The 16,167-nt window shown below is 56.6% G+C and carries 19 protein-coding genes; 3 read left to right on the forward strand and 16 right to left on the reverse strand.

The window, feature by feature from the left end; all coding sequences use genetic code 11:
* Positions 1–152: 152 nt before the first annotated feature.
* Positions 153–1,619, reverse strand: coding sequence for a TRM11 family methyltransferase (locus tag J2754_RS10645; RefSeq protein WP_211087403.1), 1,467 nt, complete (start codon positions 1,617–1,619; stop codon positions 153–155).
* Positions 1,620–1,871: 252 nt separating this feature from the next.
* On the opposite strand from J2754_RS10645, the gene J2754_RS10650 reads away from it, so the two are divergent.
* Positions 1,872–2,039, forward strand: a complete 168-nt coding sequence (locus J2754_RS10650; RefSeq protein ID WP_211087404.1) for a DUF1931 domain-containing protein — start codon at positions 1,872–1,874, stop codon at positions 2,037–2,039.
* Positions 2,040–2,112: 73 nt separating this feature from the next.
* On the opposite strand, the gene J2754_RS10655 is transcribed toward J2754_RS10650, so the two are convergent.
* The 3 genes from J2754_RS10655 to J2754_RS10665 all read right to left on the reverse strand — a co-directional run bounded on the left by J2754_RS10655 (position 2,113) and on the right by J2754_RS10665 (position 3,418).
* Positions 2,113–2,628 carry a hypothetical protein gene (locus J2754_RS10655; protein ID WP_156105791.1) on the reverse strand — a complete coding sequence of 172 codons (516 nt, stop codon included), beginning with the start codon at positions 2,626–2,628 and terminating at the stop codon, positions 2,113–2,115.
* A gap of 21 nt (positions 2,629–2,649) precedes the next feature.
* Positions 2,650–3,117, reverse strand: coding sequence for a hypothetical protein (locus J2754_RS10660; protein ID WP_123622964.1), 468 nt, complete (start codon positions 3,115–3,117; stop codon positions 2,650–2,652).
* Positions 3,118–3,196: 79 nt separating this feature from the next.
* A complete protein-coding gene (locus J2754_RS10665; protein ID WP_089768525.1) occupies positions 3,197–3,418 on the reverse strand; it encodes a hypothetical protein in 222 nt (73 codons plus the stop codon).
* A gap of 348 nt (positions 3,419–3,766) precedes the next feature.
* On the opposite strand from J2754_RS10665, the gene J2754_RS16620 reads away from it, so the two are divergent.
* The gene (locus tag J2754_RS16620; RefSeq protein ID WP_164471136.1) at positions 3,767–3,919 is read left to right on the forward strand and encodes a DUF7837 family putative zinc-binding protein; all 153 of its coding nucleotides are present in this window, start codon (positions 3,767–3,769) and stop codon (positions 3,917–3,919) included.
* A gap of 38 nt (positions 3,920–3,957) precedes the next feature.
* On the opposite strand, the gene J2754_RS10670 is transcribed toward J2754_RS16620, so the two are convergent.
* The 7 genes from J2754_RS10670 to J2754_RS10700 all read right to left on the reverse strand — a co-directional run bounded on the left by J2754_RS10670 (position 3,958) and on the right by J2754_RS10700 (position 10,257).
* Positions 3,958–4,449, reverse strand: coding sequence for a hypothetical protein (locus tag J2754_RS10670; RefSeq protein ID WP_089768523.1), 492 nt, complete (start codon positions 4,447–4,449; stop codon positions 3,958–3,960).
* A gap of 10 nt (positions 4,450–4,459) precedes the next feature.
* Complete coding sequence (locus tag J2754_RS10675; protein ID WP_089768651.1) at positions 4,460–4,669, reverse strand: hypothetical protein; 210 nt, start codon at positions 4,667–4,669, stop codon at positions 4,460–4,462.
* A gap of 141 nt (positions 4,670–4,810) precedes the next feature.
* Positions 4,811–5,443, reverse strand: a complete 633-nt coding sequence (locus J2754_RS10680; RefSeq protein WP_123622962.1) for a metal-dependent hydrolase — start codon at positions 5,441–5,443, stop codon at positions 4,811–4,813.
* Positions 5,418–6,425 (reverse strand): hypothetical protein, encoded by a 1,008-nt coding sequence (locus tag J2754_RS10685; RefSeq protein WP_211087405.1) that lies wholly within the window; start codon positions 6,423–6,425, stop codon positions 5,418–5,420. Before J2754_RS10685 ends, J2754_RS10680 begins: the two co-directional genes overlap by 26 nt.
* Positions 6,426–7,079: 654 nt before the next feature.
* Positions 7,080–7,967, reverse strand: a complete 888-nt coding sequence (locus tag J2754_RS10690; protein WP_211087406.1) for an N-6 DNA methylase — start codon at positions 7,965–7,967, stop codon at positions 7,080–7,082.
* Positions 7,968–8,827: 860 nt separating this feature from the next.
* A complete protein-coding gene (locus J2754_RS10695; protein ID WP_211087407.1) occupies positions 8,828–10,105 on the reverse strand; it encodes an RNA-guided endonuclease InsQ/TnpB family protein in 1,278 nt (425 codons plus the stop codon).
* Complete coding sequence (locus J2754_RS10700; protein WP_211087408.1) at positions 10,102–10,257, reverse strand: DUF2080 family transposase-associated protein; 156 nt, start codon at positions 10,255–10,257, stop codon at positions 10,102–10,104. The genes J2754_RS10695 and J2754_RS10700 overlap by 4 nt, the downstream gene beginning before the upstream one ends.
* Positions 10,258–10,449: 192 nt before the next feature.
* Between J2754_RS10700 and J2754_RS10705 the strand changes: the two genes are divergently transcribed.
* Positions 10,450–11,847, forward strand: a complete 1,398-nt coding sequence (locus J2754_RS10705; RefSeq protein WP_211087409.1) for a Cdc6/Cdc18 family protein — start codon at positions 10,450–10,452, stop codon at positions 11,845–11,847.
* 11 nt (positions 11,848–11,858) lie between these two features.
* On the opposite strand, the gene J2754_RS10710 is transcribed toward J2754_RS10705, so the two are convergent.
* The 5 genes from J2754_RS10710 to J2754_RS10730 all read right to left on the reverse strand — a co-directional run bounded on the left by J2754_RS10710 (position 11,859) and on the right by J2754_RS10730 (position 15,832).
* Entirely contained in the window at positions 11,859–12,785 is a 927-nt protein-coding gene (locus J2754_RS10710) for a hypothetical protein (protein WP_211087410.1), read from the reverse strand.
* Between the two features lie 27 nt (positions 12,786–12,812).
* Positions 12,813–13,118, reverse strand: a complete 306-nt coding sequence (locus tag J2754_RS10715; RefSeq protein WP_211087411.1) for a hypothetical protein — start codon at positions 13,116–13,118, stop codon at positions 12,813–12,815.
* A 6-nt stretch (positions 13,119–13,124) separates the two neighbouring features.
* Entirely contained in the window at positions 13,125–13,724 is a 600-nt protein-coding gene (locus tag J2754_RS10720) for a DUF7995 family protein (protein ID WP_211087412.1), read from the reverse strand.
* 314 nt (positions 13,725–14,038) lie between these two features.
* Positions 14,039–14,458, reverse strand: a complete 420-nt coding sequence (locus J2754_RS10725; RefSeq protein WP_211087413.1) for a hypothetical protein — start codon at positions 14,456–14,458, stop codon at positions 14,039–14,041.
* 150 nt (positions 14,459–14,608) lie between these two features.
* Positions 14,609–15,832 (reverse strand): IS701 family transposase, encoded by a 1,224-nt coding sequence (locus J2754_RS10730; protein ID WP_211087414.1) that lies wholly within the window; start codon positions 15,830–15,832, stop codon positions 14,609–14,611.
* Between the last annotated feature and the right edge of the window lie 335 nt (positions 15,833–16,167).

The raw sequence follows: 16,167 nt of genomic DNA on the forward strand, positions 1-16,167 counted from the left end.
TCGTTCGGGGCGGGGTCAGTGAAGATGATGATGAGCGGATCAGCTCCGCATTCGGGACAGGCGTGGGCTGAGGCGCGCTGATGGTGTTGGCGGCGAGTTGTCGTAGAGTGAGCGCGAGAGGACATAGTGTTGGGAAGGGTGGGGGACAGAGGTTAGTTCTTCTGTGAAGCGAACTGTTCGAGGGATTCCTGTTCGGTTGGGGCTGTCGAGGCGGTTGTGGAGTCGTCCTCCTGGTCGGTGGAAAGAGTGGATGGCGTTCTGGAAGTGACGCCGGGATCGCATTCGTGTCGGTTGTGGTGCTCTTCGAGGTAGTCAAGGCGCTCGGAGTGTGGGCGGTAAAGGATGGTGCCGTCGTCGGTGACGCAGTAGTTCTCGGGTCGCGCTCCGCAGGTAGGACAGTCGACGTACCAGGAGGGGTGGAGATACCAGCCCTCGCCACACCGAATACACGAGTGCTGTCCCTCGGCGTCTGAGTCGGGCACGTGGATGTCCAGGGGTGAGCGGTCGGTCGCGTGGACATCGAGTCCCGTGTTCTGTTTCATGTCGATACTGATGATCCAGTCCTGCTCGACGCAGGGATGCTCAATGACGGCGACGCGGGATCGACGATAGTCGAGGCGCTGCGGCATACAGGTCGCGGTGTGGCCGACTTGGATTATCTGGCCGCCCGCGGCGATGAGTGGATGGAGTTCCTGCTTGAGTGCTGTATCCCGGCCAGTAGTGCGGCCAGCGTAATCGGTGGTCTGCTGGAACGCCTCACTCGGGAGGTCCACGAGGACGGTGTTGAAGATGCCGGCAGCGAATTCGGCTGCGAGTTCGCGCTCGTCGAAGTGGTACGCGGCGTCGACGGATTCGTCAACGCTCGTCTGCACTAAGTGGCCGTCGTGGGAGAGTGACCGTTCGTACGTCGAGACGTCGAGGACACGTCCGGAGAGGTGGGTGGCAAGGTGGTCGGCGACGCCGTCTTGAGGCATAATCTCGGGGCTGAGGCGGATGTACTCGAGGGAGAGGGGCGTGTTCCCGTTCCCGCTGGTCGCGACACCGCCTGACGCGGTGGCTCCTGCGTTCGGAACTGCGGCGTCAGTCACGTGTACTGGGCGGGTTGCCGACGCAGTCTCGTTATCGGGTTTCTGAGCGACGGTCCCAAGCCAGTCGTGCTGGCGACCGAGGGTGTTCCAGATGGTGACCTCTTCGAGCAGATACTCCTCTCCAGGCGGCATAAGCGTCGTCGTATAGCCGAGTCGGATGACGCGACCACCGGGTTTCAGAAGGGCGTCGACCACGCTAGCGAGTTCGGTGATCGTAGGTAGTGTGTCGTCCTCGCGATCGTAAGTAGTCGTGTTCTGTTGTTCCGAGAAGGGTGGGTCGAGGACGATCATATCGAACGATTCAGCTTCGAGGATGTCAGGAAGATCGCGGACATCAACGTGATAGTCAGCATCGATCTCGGGATTGATGTCGTTCCGGACGATCCGCCCATTATGGGTGAGCTGGGTCCGTCCAGCACACGCGTTGAGGACGCGACTGTCGAGTTGCGATTCGACCCAATCACGAAGCTTCTGTGCGTTGAACGTCCAGCGGTCGGGTTGGATCGTCCAGTAGGAGAGCGAGGTGGGCATACTGATGAGTGGAGGATGGTTCGCGGAGCGGGCGCTACAGGGAGGGCGAGTGTTACTGATGGGTTACGTCGGGGACGTGGCCGGTTCGGCCGAGATTGTATCTGACGTATCTGATGTTGGTGAGGTATATGAGTTATTCAACAGAGTTGATTGAGTCTTGAGCATTCTGAGTCCTCGGAACCGATCGGACGGGAGAAATCAAACGATAGAGGCGTTAATTATTAAGTCGGGGTCTGAGAATCGGGGAATCGTATGGCAGACCTGATTGTCCAATCGAAGGTTCGAGAGCATTTCGACGAAATGAACGTCTCGGCAGACTTCTTCGATGCGCTTGACGAGGAAGTCGCTGACCTCCTTGACGATGCTGCGCGTCGTGCAGACGCGAACGACAGGAAGACTGTTCAAACTCGAGATCTCTAAGCCGATTTCGTCATCCTATTTCGTTTGATTCGCTGTTGTTATCTGCACTTTCTGTAGCCGCCGCTCTGAGACACTATACGGTGACGATGGTGTCGCAGTTCACGCATCGAAAGAGGATGGTTTCGCAGTCGGGATCATCGTAGTCGACATCGTGATCGGGGAGGACGGTTGGATCGGAGACGAGCTCGTTTCCCGTGAGGTTCTCGCCGCAGTCACAGGTGAGCGGCCAGTCGAGGGATGAGAGGAGGTCGCTATCTGGAAGTATCCCATACGATGCTTCGTCGACGTACTCGTTTTGGATAGGGTTGAGGAGGTCCTGCGAAACGGCGCTATGTTGGCCGTCGAATCCGCCGTGCCAGAAGACATCGATGGCACGATACTCGATGGTGAGCTGGGTCTTGCATCTCGCACATCTGACGTGGACGTAGTGGGTGTCGAAATTGTTCGGCACCCCTTCTTCGGTAGATTCGAACTTGGAGTTCTGACAGACTGGACACGCTGGCTGTATACTGATGTATGTCGGCTCAGCGGCTGGGTCTGCGTCCTCGTCAGTATCTTGATTCTCGGACGTTGTATCTGGTGGTTCCATAATGATGAGCTGGGTGTGGGATTACGCAGACGATTCAGACGGTGCGTCGGGAGTTTCCGTAGCCGACTCCTCGGACGGATTCTCAGGAGCGTGGTCGAACGAATTGTAGGTAAGAGTCCCATCAGGCCAAGCGACCCACTGGCCGGCAAGCAGCGGGAAACGGCACTTCTCGAATCCGACGGTCTCCACGACGAGTTGCTCCTCAAGATGGGGAGCGAGACGTTCAAGGAACTCCTCGGTGCAGTATTCTGTTCGATCGACGACACTCCCGTCTTCGTCGAAAATTGGCTTTGTGACCTCGAAGGCGACGTACCCGTAGAGTTCGAGGTACGGGTCGGCGTCCTCCTGGTCGGGTTCGACGACGCCGATGGTCAGGGAGTGGAAACTCCCGTAGAAGTCGTAATCGTCGATGATTGCTTCGATAGCCTCGACCGCATCGGGGTCGACGGTCGGATGATTCGATGCGGTGGTTGCTTGCAGGGTTGCCATAAGCGGTTCAGGCCCGTGGCCGCAAACAAAGACGCTAGGAGCCGAGGGACTGCTGAAGTGATCGAGGGGACCAATAGGGTTAGGCGGTGTCGGTTGATGAGGGTGTGAAATCTTGAAAAGTGTCCCATTCGCCGGGGTACTCGATGCCGGCGTCCTGGTGGATTGTGGTCTGGACGGCGCCGGATGACTCAACCTCAACGAGGACGTCGTCGCGACCGAATCGAGTCGCGAGGAAGTCGTGGATCTCCTCAGCCGGCGCGATGACAGCTTCGGGAGCGTTGTGTGCGGTTTCGATCGTCATAGACGGATCACTTGATGCGGCCAGTGACAAATTCACGTCGGGATTTGATAGCACCCAATCTCTTCCGATCCGCACCCGGGACATTCATCAGTGTCCGAAGAGACGTTGTCCCGCACTGGCGACACTCGACGACCATCTCTGTCTTCCCAGTGGAGAGAAACCGAGCGAGAATTGTGCGGACACTCATAAGTTGTCCTGTTCCGGCGGCTCTGAATTAATGGTTCTGGTGGGCTGTCTCCCCGAAATTCTGGTGTGGGCGGCCTGCAAGCCCGCTAAAAGCTCATTTTTGACAACATTCAAGGTTCGTGTGGAAGGAACACTATCACACGCTCCTTCCATCCCCTTTCCATGCCCGACGACACGCAGATACTCGGTCACTGCCCGGACTGTAATGAGCGTATTACTACTGCGTGGACTCTAGTTGAATACGAAAAAGATGATGGGACAGAAGGCGTGTGGGCCGAGTGTCCGGGATGCGGGGACGTTGTCGCACCGGAGTGATGCACTTTGTGCTGAACTTTGCTGAATGTCGCCTTCTGCTACTCGCGTGAGCGGTGTTGTCCGAGGCGGTCCTTGATCGCGATGATGTTATCCCGAAGGTACTGAGCTTCTTCAGGGTCGATCTGTCCGTTGTTGGCTAGTCTATTGACGGTGTTGAGGAGGCCCTGGATGTTGTCGTCGATCTGTACCGGTACCTCGAACGTATCGGCCTCTGGGTCGTAGAGAGCGGCGAAGTCGTAGCACATCCGGTAAACCTTCCCACAGACCTTGCAGACGACAGGGAGTGAAACGGTCTCGGACTGCGGATCGATGTCTGCCTCGACGTCGGGGCCGGGATCGCGAATCAGCCAGCCGCCCTCGAGGCAGTCGTGGGTTTCCCAGCAGTCCCAATGTGCCTCGCCCTCAAGGTGTATGTCGTCGTCTTTGTAGAGGTTCTTCGTTTCGCGTTCGTCAGCGAGATAGCCACAAATGGCGCAGGTTACGCTGTGGGCGTCGATCCAGCGGTCGTCGGTCGGGTCGGATTCGGACATGAGTGTGGCGTTAGTCGGGGAAGTCTATTGCGTCGGGATCGGTTGCGACGCGGCAAGCTGCCTTGTTGAGTTCGTCGGCGTTGAGGGCCAATCCGATGAACTCCTCGATGGCTTCCTCGTAGGCTGAATACGTCTCGGTTGGACTCGACGTATCCTGGAGCCGCTGGTCGAGTGCCTTGCGGAAGCGTTGCTGTGCGCGGTGTCGAGAAAGACTACCCATACGTAGATTCCTCCACCAGTAGAGGGGAGAGAGAAATTCGGTCGACGATCTATCTGAGTTACCCCACGCAGAGATGGTATCGCCCATTTCGTGGGGTAACTGACAGAGACGGCCTGCTCAATTAGCGCGTTAGAGCCGCGATTACACGCCGATCGTCGCGAGGACCTGCGGGATATAGATAGCTGCTCCTGTGGCACCGAGTCCAGCGACGAAGAGGGCGTTATTTGCCGTACTGTTCGCTGACGTCGTAAGATTCCACGTGTACTCCGTGTCGTCCACGGGGGCGAACGGTTGGATCCCCATCGGCGTTATCACGTCACCGAGGAGGTGCGTCGTGAGCCCCAGCGCGACGAGAAAGCCGACGCCAAGCGCAGGAACAACGAGAGACGGAGCGCTTGCTGTTGACAGCGTCCCGTTCACCGATTGTGTTCCCTGAAGCGCCGCGGCCCACGTCACAGCCGTTGCGATCGTGGACGCGACGATGATGAACCAGACGGTGTGCGTGATACCGCGGTGCGAAACGAAGGGGAGACGCTGGTCGATATCGGGAATCGGTGCCACGCCGGCGACGATAAGTATCCCCAAGAGGGCTTCTCCGGATGCTCGACTAACGGTAAGGAGAAACGCCAGCGGTGAGAAGGCGAGAAGAGCGAGCCCGTAATGACCGCGTCTATGCATCTCTGGAGCTGTTGCTCCATCTTCTTCGTGCAAGAAAAAGACTGTTCCGGGAAGTGAGACTGTCTCATCCTCACTGCGGAAGCGCGGTAGCTTCAAGCACCTCCTCGACTGGCGGTTTGAGGATTGGCTTGATGAGCAGGGGGGAAAGCGAGGAGGCAACAACGGTGGTCGCTCGCTCGGTCTGAGTAGCACAGCCGGGCGGGATCGAATCAGGTATGGGGACAGGTACGCTGTCGTGTTGAGCTGATGACTCGTTCTCTTTGAGCCCCTTGAGGTAGACGCGATCCTGCGTTGCGGTGAGACGCAAGTAGTCGTAATCTGTTTCGTTTGGTGCCAGCCGCTCGTAAGTAGCCGTCCTGAGGCCGTATTTGGACAGCGTCCACTCCAGGTCGTCGGTGTCAGGGAGGTGCGTTCGGATTGTGGAGGGCTCTGTATGGAGTTGGGCAACGACCGTCGCGACTGCGGTCTTGATGTCTTCAATACGTGCGTTCGTCCCTCCGGAGACGCCGTAGTCGCCGTCGTTGTTCTGGACGCTGTGGCCGCGTATCCCAGAAAGTCGCGCCTTATCGCTGGTGTCTGCCTTCCGAACCTGTGAGGGGTTCCCGTAGCCGGTCACGAGTTCGGTCATATAGTGCCACATCCCGTCGCGGTTCGCTCCGGAGTCGTTCAGATAGATACGGTGTCGGACAATCGACCCGCCTTGTCCCCATCGTTCGTCGAAGGCACGTCCCGAGGCTCGGTAGGTGATGGTCGTATCGTCGTGGTAATCGAGTTCCCACTGACCGATACGGGCTGGGGCGACTTTGAGCTCATCAGGAAGGTCAGATGTACAGAAGACGTTATGATCCGGAGTGAGCGCCATAACCTGATCGACGTTCAACAGTGCCGACGGATATGTTTCCTCGAAGACCCTGTGGACATTTTCGTAGAAATCGTTTAGCGGTGTTTCCGCTGTGGAGTGGGTCGCTTCAGACTTCTCAGTCGTCGATGTTACTGCGGGAGTATTTGTTGAGTGGCCGGATGTCGATTCTTCGGTCGTCGTGAACGCATCGAGTTGGGATTGGGAATTCGATGGCATCGTGAGAACTCCGTAATGTTACGAATGACCAACGTGAACTGGCTAGTCGTCGACGCGAGCGAGCGTGTAGTCGTCGTTCCTATCGAGGTAGCAGTGTAGTTCACATATCCGTCGATGGGTCGCAAGCTGGTTGATATCGAGTGCGCTGATAGAGTGCGTGGACGTCTCGAGCGGAGCCAACAATCGTCTTCTCAAGGACACGTCGCCCGTCACGGATGATAGGAGTGAATTGCTCGCTGGCGATCCGGAGGATTGCGTCCAGTCTCGTACAATTTTCGAAGTTGGTAGCAGGAAGATCAAGGACGAACACTTGACAGGTGACGAGCTGATCGTCTACGAAATTCCCTTGGATGTGATCGCGGGGATCCGTAGTTGGTTTTCGGGTGTGAGTCGGGTCGAAGCAGTACGCTCGATAGACCTGCGCTTCGGCGGTTTCTTCGCTGGCCTTGAGATGAGGGTATCGCTCGAGGAACCACGCACGGGTGGTCATCGGTGCGGGCCCGATCGCAGCTACGACGCCAGACTTGGTTTGTGCGAGACCCCGTGGCGGCGTCGCGTTGTCCTCGAGGGCCTGGAAGAGTTCTCGAAGGGCTTGACGCCGGTTCGCCTCGGATTGGAGAACAACGGACATTGTGGAGTGTGGAATACAGATAGTTATTCGCTGAAGGCGTCAAGCGTGACGTTCTCGATGGTATCGGGAGCATCGATCGTGACGGCGTCCTCAACGTTTCCTTCAGAGAGGTCGCTATCGTTGTTGGTGTCGTCCTGAGCGGAGCCATCGGCCTCCTCAAAGTCCGTTTTGATGGGTACGTTGTCGGGGTCAAGTTCGGTGATAACCCCGTTGGCGGTTGAGTCGGTAAGGATTCGCGTGGGATGGTTTATTCGCCAAACGTGCCACGTCTCGTAGGTGAGGGAGTTTCCGTGGACGACGTACGCGGGGATGGCGTGGAGTGCAAAGTTGATGACGGCCATATGAGCGCACGTCTTGTCGATGTCGCGTGCAACGACAACGGTGGGCGTGTTAGGTGAGATGTGACGGAGCTGCTGGACAGCGTGGAACGGGAGTCGACCACTCCCGCACGCCGGATCGCTGATCGTGATAGGGTCCTCCTGAGAGGCATCACGAATGCCTTCGGGGGTGCTGAAGAGCATATGAGCCTTCGCGATGGCGATATTCTGGGGTGTGAAGTGCTGGCCGAAGGCATCACTGTTAGCTCCGTAGTATTCGTAAATCCCACCGAGGAGTTCCGCCGAGTGCGGGTATCCCGGAACAGTCGTTTCTTCCATTGTATTGACGAGGGCTCCGAGTGCAGTCCCATAGGTCTCGAGAACATCTCTGGTGAGATCGTCGTCATCGTGGAGACGATCTGTGAGGTCGTGAACGAGTTCAAGGTAGTCGTCGTCGTTTCGACTAAGAGCGGTGACGATGAAGTTTAGCCAGTTCGTGAAGATGTCGTATGTGCGAAGGCCCGTTTTCTGGTGGACTTCATCGAGATGCTCGGTGATTGGTTCGTATGTACTCGGGTCAGCGATGGAAGCCATCGACAAATTGCCTCAGTTCAACGTGGGGAGAAAAATCCAGAGAGGGGACACCCCACCAGTTCCGTCGTAAGTCGAGGCGAAAAACACCCCAGTGGTTCCGGCGTTATCGCAATGGGGTCACCCCTGGACTTCCGTCGTAAACGAGGGACAAATCGTATGAAGTCTCCAGATCTCGGGAGGGGACACCCCACCAGTTCCGACGTTAGCGTGCGAATTTGCTCTCTTTGATGAGAGTAAGAGCGGGATGAGTGGAACCAAAAGACGGAAGAAAAGCTCCAGAACCCTCGTCAAGAATGAATACTTCAGGATACCACGGACAGATTAGAGACGAGAATTGGTCTCGGGAAAATCCTATCACTACTCGATGACGGACCCACACCCCTTCGGTTCCGACGTTAGATAGACAAGGGCAGCGCAGCTCAAGATCACGATGACGGACCCACACCCCACCAGTTCCGACGTTAGCGGCCGCGAAAAGCGGTAACTAGACTGAGAATAGCATGAGTCGTCTGTATTCTGTCCCACGATAAGAATATATAAAAGTTGAGTTATTTCACCCTAGCTTTATTACAATACAGCTTGAACAACTCCGCGGGACGAAATACTAGAAATGAAGAAGCGGAGCGACTGGTACGTTCGAGACGAAGCTCGGTAACGGGTTGGAACGTCCAGAAACACCGTAGAGACGCGTTCTATCCTCTAAACCGTGATTGTACCTATTCTTCCCGTGGGGGGTACACGTTCATCGGTAACGACGGAACCGAAGGGGTGTGTGTGTGTTGGGTTCCGTGATTGTTCGAAGATCGAGGTAGTCCTTCCAGTGAACCGCCTCGGGGTCAAGCCCCGAGGCTTCCCGTGGGTTAGCCGGACACTCCCGCGACACCATCGGTCGAATAGCCTCGAACGGTGTCGTGGGTCACGGTCGGGGCGTCCACGGCCCCCGATGCCTGCCGTCGCACCTTCCGCACTTGGGGAAGGGTGTTGAGAGTAGGCACATTCCAATCCTGATGCTTCTCGATGCCTTTCACGGCGATGTTGACGCTTGCACCACGGTCGCTGTGGTCTTGATTCCCGCACGACCGACACTTGAACCGCTTCTTGTGTCGATTCGCACGCTCCGTATGCCCGCACAGCGGACACCGCTGACTCGTCTTGTACGGGTCAATCCATCCAGTCGGAATCCCCTCGAACGCCGCCTTGTACGACGTGTAGTATTGAAGGGCGCGGAAGGGAAGGTGGTGCAAGCGTCGGTTCATCCGCGTGCCGTAGTCGATACTGTCGCGCATCTCTTTGAGGTCTTCAAAGACGATGCACGGCTTCTCGAACTGACGGCTCCACTCTACGATGTGTCGAGACACCTTGTGGAGTCGGTCACGGACAAACCGTTTCTCACGCCCTTCCAACGTGTCGTGCATACTCGACTTCCCCGCGTTCTGCACGCGCTTCCGCATCGTGAAGTAGCGGTGGCGCTCGAACTTGATCTCGGGAAAGTCGATAACCAACGAGTCCTTGACGCCATCCTCGGACAGAGCGGTCAACGCTACGTTGTCTTCGTTCACGTCCACACCGATGACCGTCCGCGAGTCGTGCTTGTCTCGAACGGTCTGTTCGGTGTCGGTGACGTTGACGTGCAACTCGGGGTTGTCGTTGTGGAACAGGGCTTCCGCCGTCCCAATCTTCCACTCGTCACTCGTGAGCGCGGTCTTGAGAACGTCGAGGTGGGCGTCGTCGCCTTCGAGAACGCCCTTAACGTGCTTGTAGGGTTTCGCGCTGATGCGGAACGTCACGTCGCCGTCGTCGGTGAGCGACAGGTTGTACCCCTCCTCGTAGTTCGCACGAAGCGGGTACACGCCGTCCTTGGTGTGGCTCGGTAGGTCGAAGTCGTCGTACTCGTAGTAGTTCTCCATCGCGCCGAGAGCCTTGGCGACGACACGTTGTGTCGTGTTTTTCACAAGGTTGGCGTCGTCGGCCACGCGGTCGGGGATCGCGTCCCAGTCCACGCCTTGTTTGGCGAGGCGGATGGTTTCGTTGTACACCGAGCGTGTTTCGAGGGTGGCGTCGTACAGCAGGCTCTCGTTGTCACTCTGGATGTCGAGTTGGAAGTCCAGCGTCTTGACGAGAGCCTGTTCGTTGGTCATTCGTCGTCTTGTTCGGTAGGTTCAGAGGTGCGGACGACTTTCACGTCAGCCCCACGCCAGCGTTTCGGGACGGTGACGTGGGCGCTGTTCCCGAACGGCTTGACCTCACCGTCGAGAACTTCCTCGCCGTCGATTTTAAATCGGTTCGCCATACTCGTGTATATCCCTCGGATATACTTATACGTGTTGGTAGATGACGTGTCCGAAGGAGGATTGTTTAGCAGGGCTTACGGCCTTCACCTCGGGGTCTAAGCCCCGAGGCACTCGGCCTGCTCCGCCTGTAGATTTACGTCGGAAGTCGAGGTGGGAATACTTTTAAGTAATCGGGTTTCGTCGGTGCCTCTATGTCAAACGGCACCTCGACTTCCGATGAAAGTCGAGATTTGGATTCTACGTCTTCAGACGGTCAAGACGACCAATCTCGCGTCCAAACATCGGAACCGAAGGGGAGTCCAGACGAGAATGGAAAACCGCCATCAAGCGACGGGGACGGTCAACAATTCAAGGTAGACGACCCGCTCTTTTCTCAACGGCAGGGAGTTTTCCAGAATAAAGAGATGGTCCGTGTCGGTTGGGTACCTGATGGGGATCGGATTGTCGGACGTGATGACTATATTTCTACTATCAGTAGCTGTCTGAACGATGCTGTCTATGGTGGCGCCCCAAATCACATCTCAATTACCGGGAAGACAGGAACGGGAAAATCTCTCGTCTCCCGATACGTCACTCGGCGAGCTGTCAATGCAGCGGTTGATGATATCCGAATAGGCCATACGTATCTAGACTGTTCGAAATCCTCAACTGAAGTCCAAGTCATCTCGACAATCGGGCAACAGCTGAACGACGAGGTTATCTATGACGAGGATGAGGACATCGTGAAAATGCCCGATACCGGGCTTCCGAAAGACAAGTTCTACAAACGGCTCTGGCAGATTCTCGATCACTACGATTCGGCTATCATCATTCTTGACGAAGTCGACCTTCTCAAGAGCGACCACGTTCTGATGAGTCTCGCGAAGGCCGTCGAATCGAATGATACGTCGTGTCAAATAGGAATTATTGCAATAAGTAATCAAATCAACTTCTTCGACGAACTGAACCCACGCACCAAGAGTGCCTTCCAGACCCAAGAACTCAACTTCGACCCATATAACGCAAATCAAATTCAAGAGATTCTTCGAGGGCGTGATGACGCATTCCGTGATGGTGTTCTAACTGGTGAGGTTATTCCCCTTGTCGCGGCTTTCTCAGCCCAGGAACACGGAGATGCACGGAAAGCAATGCGGTTATTCAGGACCGCAGGAGAGCTAGCCGATCGTGAGGGTGCTGACATGGTCGAAGAAGACCACGTGCGAAGAGCCCAAGACGCACTTGAAAAGGATCGATTCCGCGACTTCCTCCAGGGAACCCCCACTCAAATGAAAGCGGCTTGTCTCTCGATCGCTGCTAAGTCACTTTACTCGCGTGATGATTACATCATCACAGGTGAACTCTACGATGCGTACCAGCAGATCACTAACGCGATAGATATGGACACAATCGGGATACGGCGGTTCCGGGATATTCTCGATGAGATGCAACTCAGCCAGGTAATCGAAACTAAAGAGGTGAATATGGGAAAAGGCGGTGGCCGCCACAACTCTCATCGGTTACTCCACAATCCTGAGGCTATTCTTGATATCGTAATGGAGGATACTCGATTCGGAGATATCTCTAAATCCTCGCTGAAACGGTTCGCCTGACAAATTAGATGTTATACTGATGAGACGTACCTTCGTTTCGTCCACTCGTCGCGACGGGGGACAGTACGTCCTTCACGGTTCTCCCAATCAGTACTCGAGACGGTTTTGATTCGATCGAGTTCGAAGCCAGCGGCTTGGTAGCAGACGCCAGTGTTGTCGTCGACGCCGGCGATCGCGATGAGCCGCTCTCGCTCGGTATGCTCACGTGCCCAGTCTCGAAGACGCGCAAGCATCCAACTCGACGTATTCGGTGGGCGATTCGGGTGATTCGCAAGCCGTGTAACGTACAGCTCTTCACGAGCCCCGTCGTAGCTGTACGTGTACGGCTGCGCGAGCACCGCCACTGAGTACGGATGCCCCTCGTGGGTAGCGATGAATCCGGCCTTCCATTTCGCGACACCGCTGAGGCGGTGGTCGATGCGGCCGTCCGGACCACCGATAAGAAGGTGATTGACGAGTCGCCGACTCCCTCGTCCACAAACGCGGTGGACTGTGAGGTCGGTGACGTCCTCGAGAGGTGGCGGCGTGACACGGTCGGGTTCCCAATATGAGACCCTCCAGTCCGGTTTTTCATCAGGTTCGACGCCCAGTCGTGGGAAATCCGGCATTCCCGCTGGCGGGTATGTACGCCACTCGGGATCACTCGAATGGAGCGCTACGACCATCGACTCATCGGCAGGGAGCCGTTCTTGGAAGTTGACAGACAATGAACGTCCTTCCCGAGTGAGCTCAACGTTAGTGATGACGCGACGTCGGTAAACAGCCTTCACCTCGGGAATGGGGAACCGATTTCGAGAATCGATAACGGTTCGCTCGAAGATGTGGTCGCCGGCGCGGATCGTCGATGCGAGTTCGGTTGGTTTGTTGCTGGCCAGCGAGGAATGGTCAAGAGGTGCTGGTTCCGAACCGTCGCGAACGGGGAAAGCAAGTGCTGACATACTGGTGAGCCGATAGAGTGATGGCGGTTACTCGGTCTGCGGAGCGATGTGGTGGAGCGAGTTACCGTCTGGAGTAAACCACTCACAGTCGAAGGAGACTGATCGGGGGATATCCCCACAGCCGAATTCGATAACTGCTTCAACCGTCGTGTCGTCGACGATCGTGACGCGGTATAGTTCGCCATCGTAGGAATTCCAGTATCGCTCGCCGACTGCAACGTCGGTCCGTCCAGTCGTCGCAAACGCTGTTGATTTCCCGTCAGGGAGCTCCACCCGGAAGGCTATCCGATTCGGGTCGTTAAGCGTCTCGAAGAGCTGTGATTCACTCGTCATAAAGCGCTAGAAATGGACGTCGGCGGGGACGAGCCATCCCCGGGGTGTCTGCTCATCTTCTTTTGTGGCCGCTGCGGCGTCACCGTCGCCGCCGGCAGTACCCGACGAGGCGTTCTGTAGGCGATCGATGTATTCGTCGACGGCCTTCGGTGATACGAGACCGCCTCCATATTCGTTGTAGATGTACACCGACGGTCCTCGACGTTCGGCGAGCTGTCCTAAGTGGAATCGTACTCCGTCGACGTTGTTCATAACGTCCTCAACAGAGAGATCGTCGACTTTCGACTGGAATCTCGACAACGTATCTCGGAACTCCTCTGTTTGTTCCTCGAGCGCGTCATCGAGGAGTGTTTGTCCCTCCTCGCTGTCGAGTGGGAACGCTGGGGGGACTGTTGTCTCGTCGACGGTCTCAGAGCTGCCGTCATTGATGACGTTCACGACGTGCGGCTTGTAACGCGAGTCCGCCTGATCGAAGGTTCCGTAGTAGTCGTAGACACTGGCAGTATCGATGCCGACACCGACGAGTTTGTCGAGGGCGCTGTGAGCGCGGTCGAGGGCGTCGTCTTGAGTGGTACCGGGAACAAGTACGCGGATAAGTTGGTGCATCTATCGATGGAACCTCCACTCTTCGTGGAGGGTGAGAAATTCTCGGTGAGGGGTGTGTTGTACAGTGTATGGATGGTAAACTACTGTGTCCACGCTGTGAGGTTTGCTTGCCCGACGGCAGGCGGATCGGTGTCATCGCCGATTAGGCGGCAGCATAGTTGCGAGCGATCGTCAGTGCGATGTCGAGTCCGCACCCGCCGGGTGGATTTCGGATGTCGACCATCTCATCTTCGTGTGCATAGTCCCACGGGGCGAGCGCGACGGTAGCGTTCCCGCTGCCTCGCCACGCTTTGACGACAAGGTATGGATATGTTTCAGTGGTCACTTCGAGACCGTCTGCGGTCGTGCTTCCCGTAGGTCGCTGACCTTCGTGAGCACCTTCTCGATGGTAGTAGACGATCACCTCTCTGCTCTCGGCCGCCCTCGACGCTGGCGATGCGTCTGGCGAACTGCTTCTTCAGGCGGAAATAGGTCGAGGAGTAGAGATCGCGAGCCTTCCACGCGGGCCCGGTTTCGTCCATCCAGTCGGGGCCGAAGGACTCGTCGGAACCGACCGAGGCTAGGCGGAGGTCGTTTTCGTCGGTTGGGTTGCGCTTTGCGGCCCCACACCCGATGAGAGCGAGCGCCCCGTGTTCGTAGATATCCGAGAGGTCACTGAGCTGAATCCGTTCGCCCGTAGGGGAGACGGGGTCGTTGGCGGACTCGACCGATGGATGCGCCGGCGAGATACTCATCGACTCGTCCACCTAGTTGAGCGGGGATGGGAGATGGTGTGACGTTCCGGGCCGGGGAAACCGTACCGACGCACGAACGCAGAGTACGCCGTCTCGGTCGTCGTGGGTGACTGTGTAGGCATGAAACCGCTCTCGATCTCAGTAGGAGACTCAGCTTTGCACGTTAGCGTCAGCTGTTGAGTGAACGAAGAGGTGGTCGATCTCTTTCATGAGATCATCAACGCCTCGGTCATCGTTGTCCCGAACCCACGAGAGAAGGTTGTACACGGCTTCTTTCAGAGAATATTCGAGGTTCGCTCGGAGCGATGACGCTTTCGAGCGAACCGTCCCCAAGGCGCTCGAATCGGGATCAAGACGAACGAGACTGTAGGCAGCCATGAGAAGGTGCCAGTGGCGACTGGCACCTTCGTCGGTCTGCATCTCGCAGTCTCCCAAGCCGAGATCCTGCTTCGAGTCCTCGAAGAACGTCTCGATGCGCCAGCGCATCCCGTAGGAGCGAATGATGTGGGCGGTTGGTGCGTCGATCTTGTTCGTAGCGAGGTACTTGATCGGGTTCTCTTCGTCTCCGTCGGTCTCTTTCTCTGCGATGACCAGCTTCACGTCTCCCAACTGGGAGACGGGAAGCTTCTTCGTCCAGATGTGATAGGTTTCGTCGTCAATATCGCGCTCAACCGTGTCGATGCGCTCTTCCAGCGCATCGACGCGGAGCTCTTTGCCGGCGTAAGTCACCTGTCGATTGCTCCGGAGCGGGCCGATCCAGTCCTTGCCGTAGGATTCGATGTGTTCAGGAAGGCCAGAATCGTGAGCGAACCACGAGTCGAAGAGGTAGGTGTCCGCAGGCACACCTACCTCTTCTTCGAGTTCGGTGACGATCTCGCGGGCGAGGTCGTACTTGGTGTCGTGGTCTTGGTCATCCTCGTCTTGCTTTTCGTAGAGGCGGAAGGTGAGCGGGTAAGCGGTTTTGTCGTCAGCGTAGAAGGCGTAGATGAGATCTTGGCCCCAGACGGTGTCACCTTCGGCGTGATCGTAGAAGTGGCCGACGCCGGGGACTTCGTCCCCGGCTTTCTCGGTGATCGTGTCGTCGAGGATGATGTAGCCATCCGTTGACCAGCGTGTTTCGCCGTGTTTCTGAAGTTCCTCAAGGCGTTCGTGGTTGAACTCCTGTTCGTCCCAGTCGTACTCGGTGAGGAACTTGTTGAGGGCGCGTTTGCTGTTGGCTGGAAGGACTTCACGTGCGATGCCCGCCACGGTCTTGTTGCTGGCCGCAACAAGACCGGTGGCGTAGGTTTTGGCGTGATGACGTTGGGCTGGAGACAGTGACTCGAACTCGTCGAATACACGCGTACACGACAAGAAATCCGTAATCGGCATCATCCGTCCTTGCCACTGCCTACGTCACGCTCCTACTTCAACGTGCAAAGCCGAGTAGGAGAAAAAAACCGACCGACTATGTTCCGAGACTGGCTTCAACGGCTCTGTCTTAGCGTACCAGTTCCGAGAGATGTTCCAGTAGCCGTGCGAGATACAGCGCGCGTATCGGTCACAGCATAGAGAGCTCAGAGAGATATTGGTTAGCAAAATATACCTTATTCACAGAGTGGTACGGAATCATCAGGAACTTGTGACTGACCGGGAGGAGAATTTTATCAAGGAACTCTGCCCGGCTCTCCGTAACGACAAGAATGTGGGGCCATAGAAATCTGGATGTA

It is taken from the genome of Halarchaeum nitratireducens (genome assembly GCF_017874695.1).
Taxonomy (GTDB): Archaea; Halobacteriota; Halobacteria; order Halobacteriales; family Halobacteriaceae; genus Halarchaeum; species Halarchaeum nitratireducens.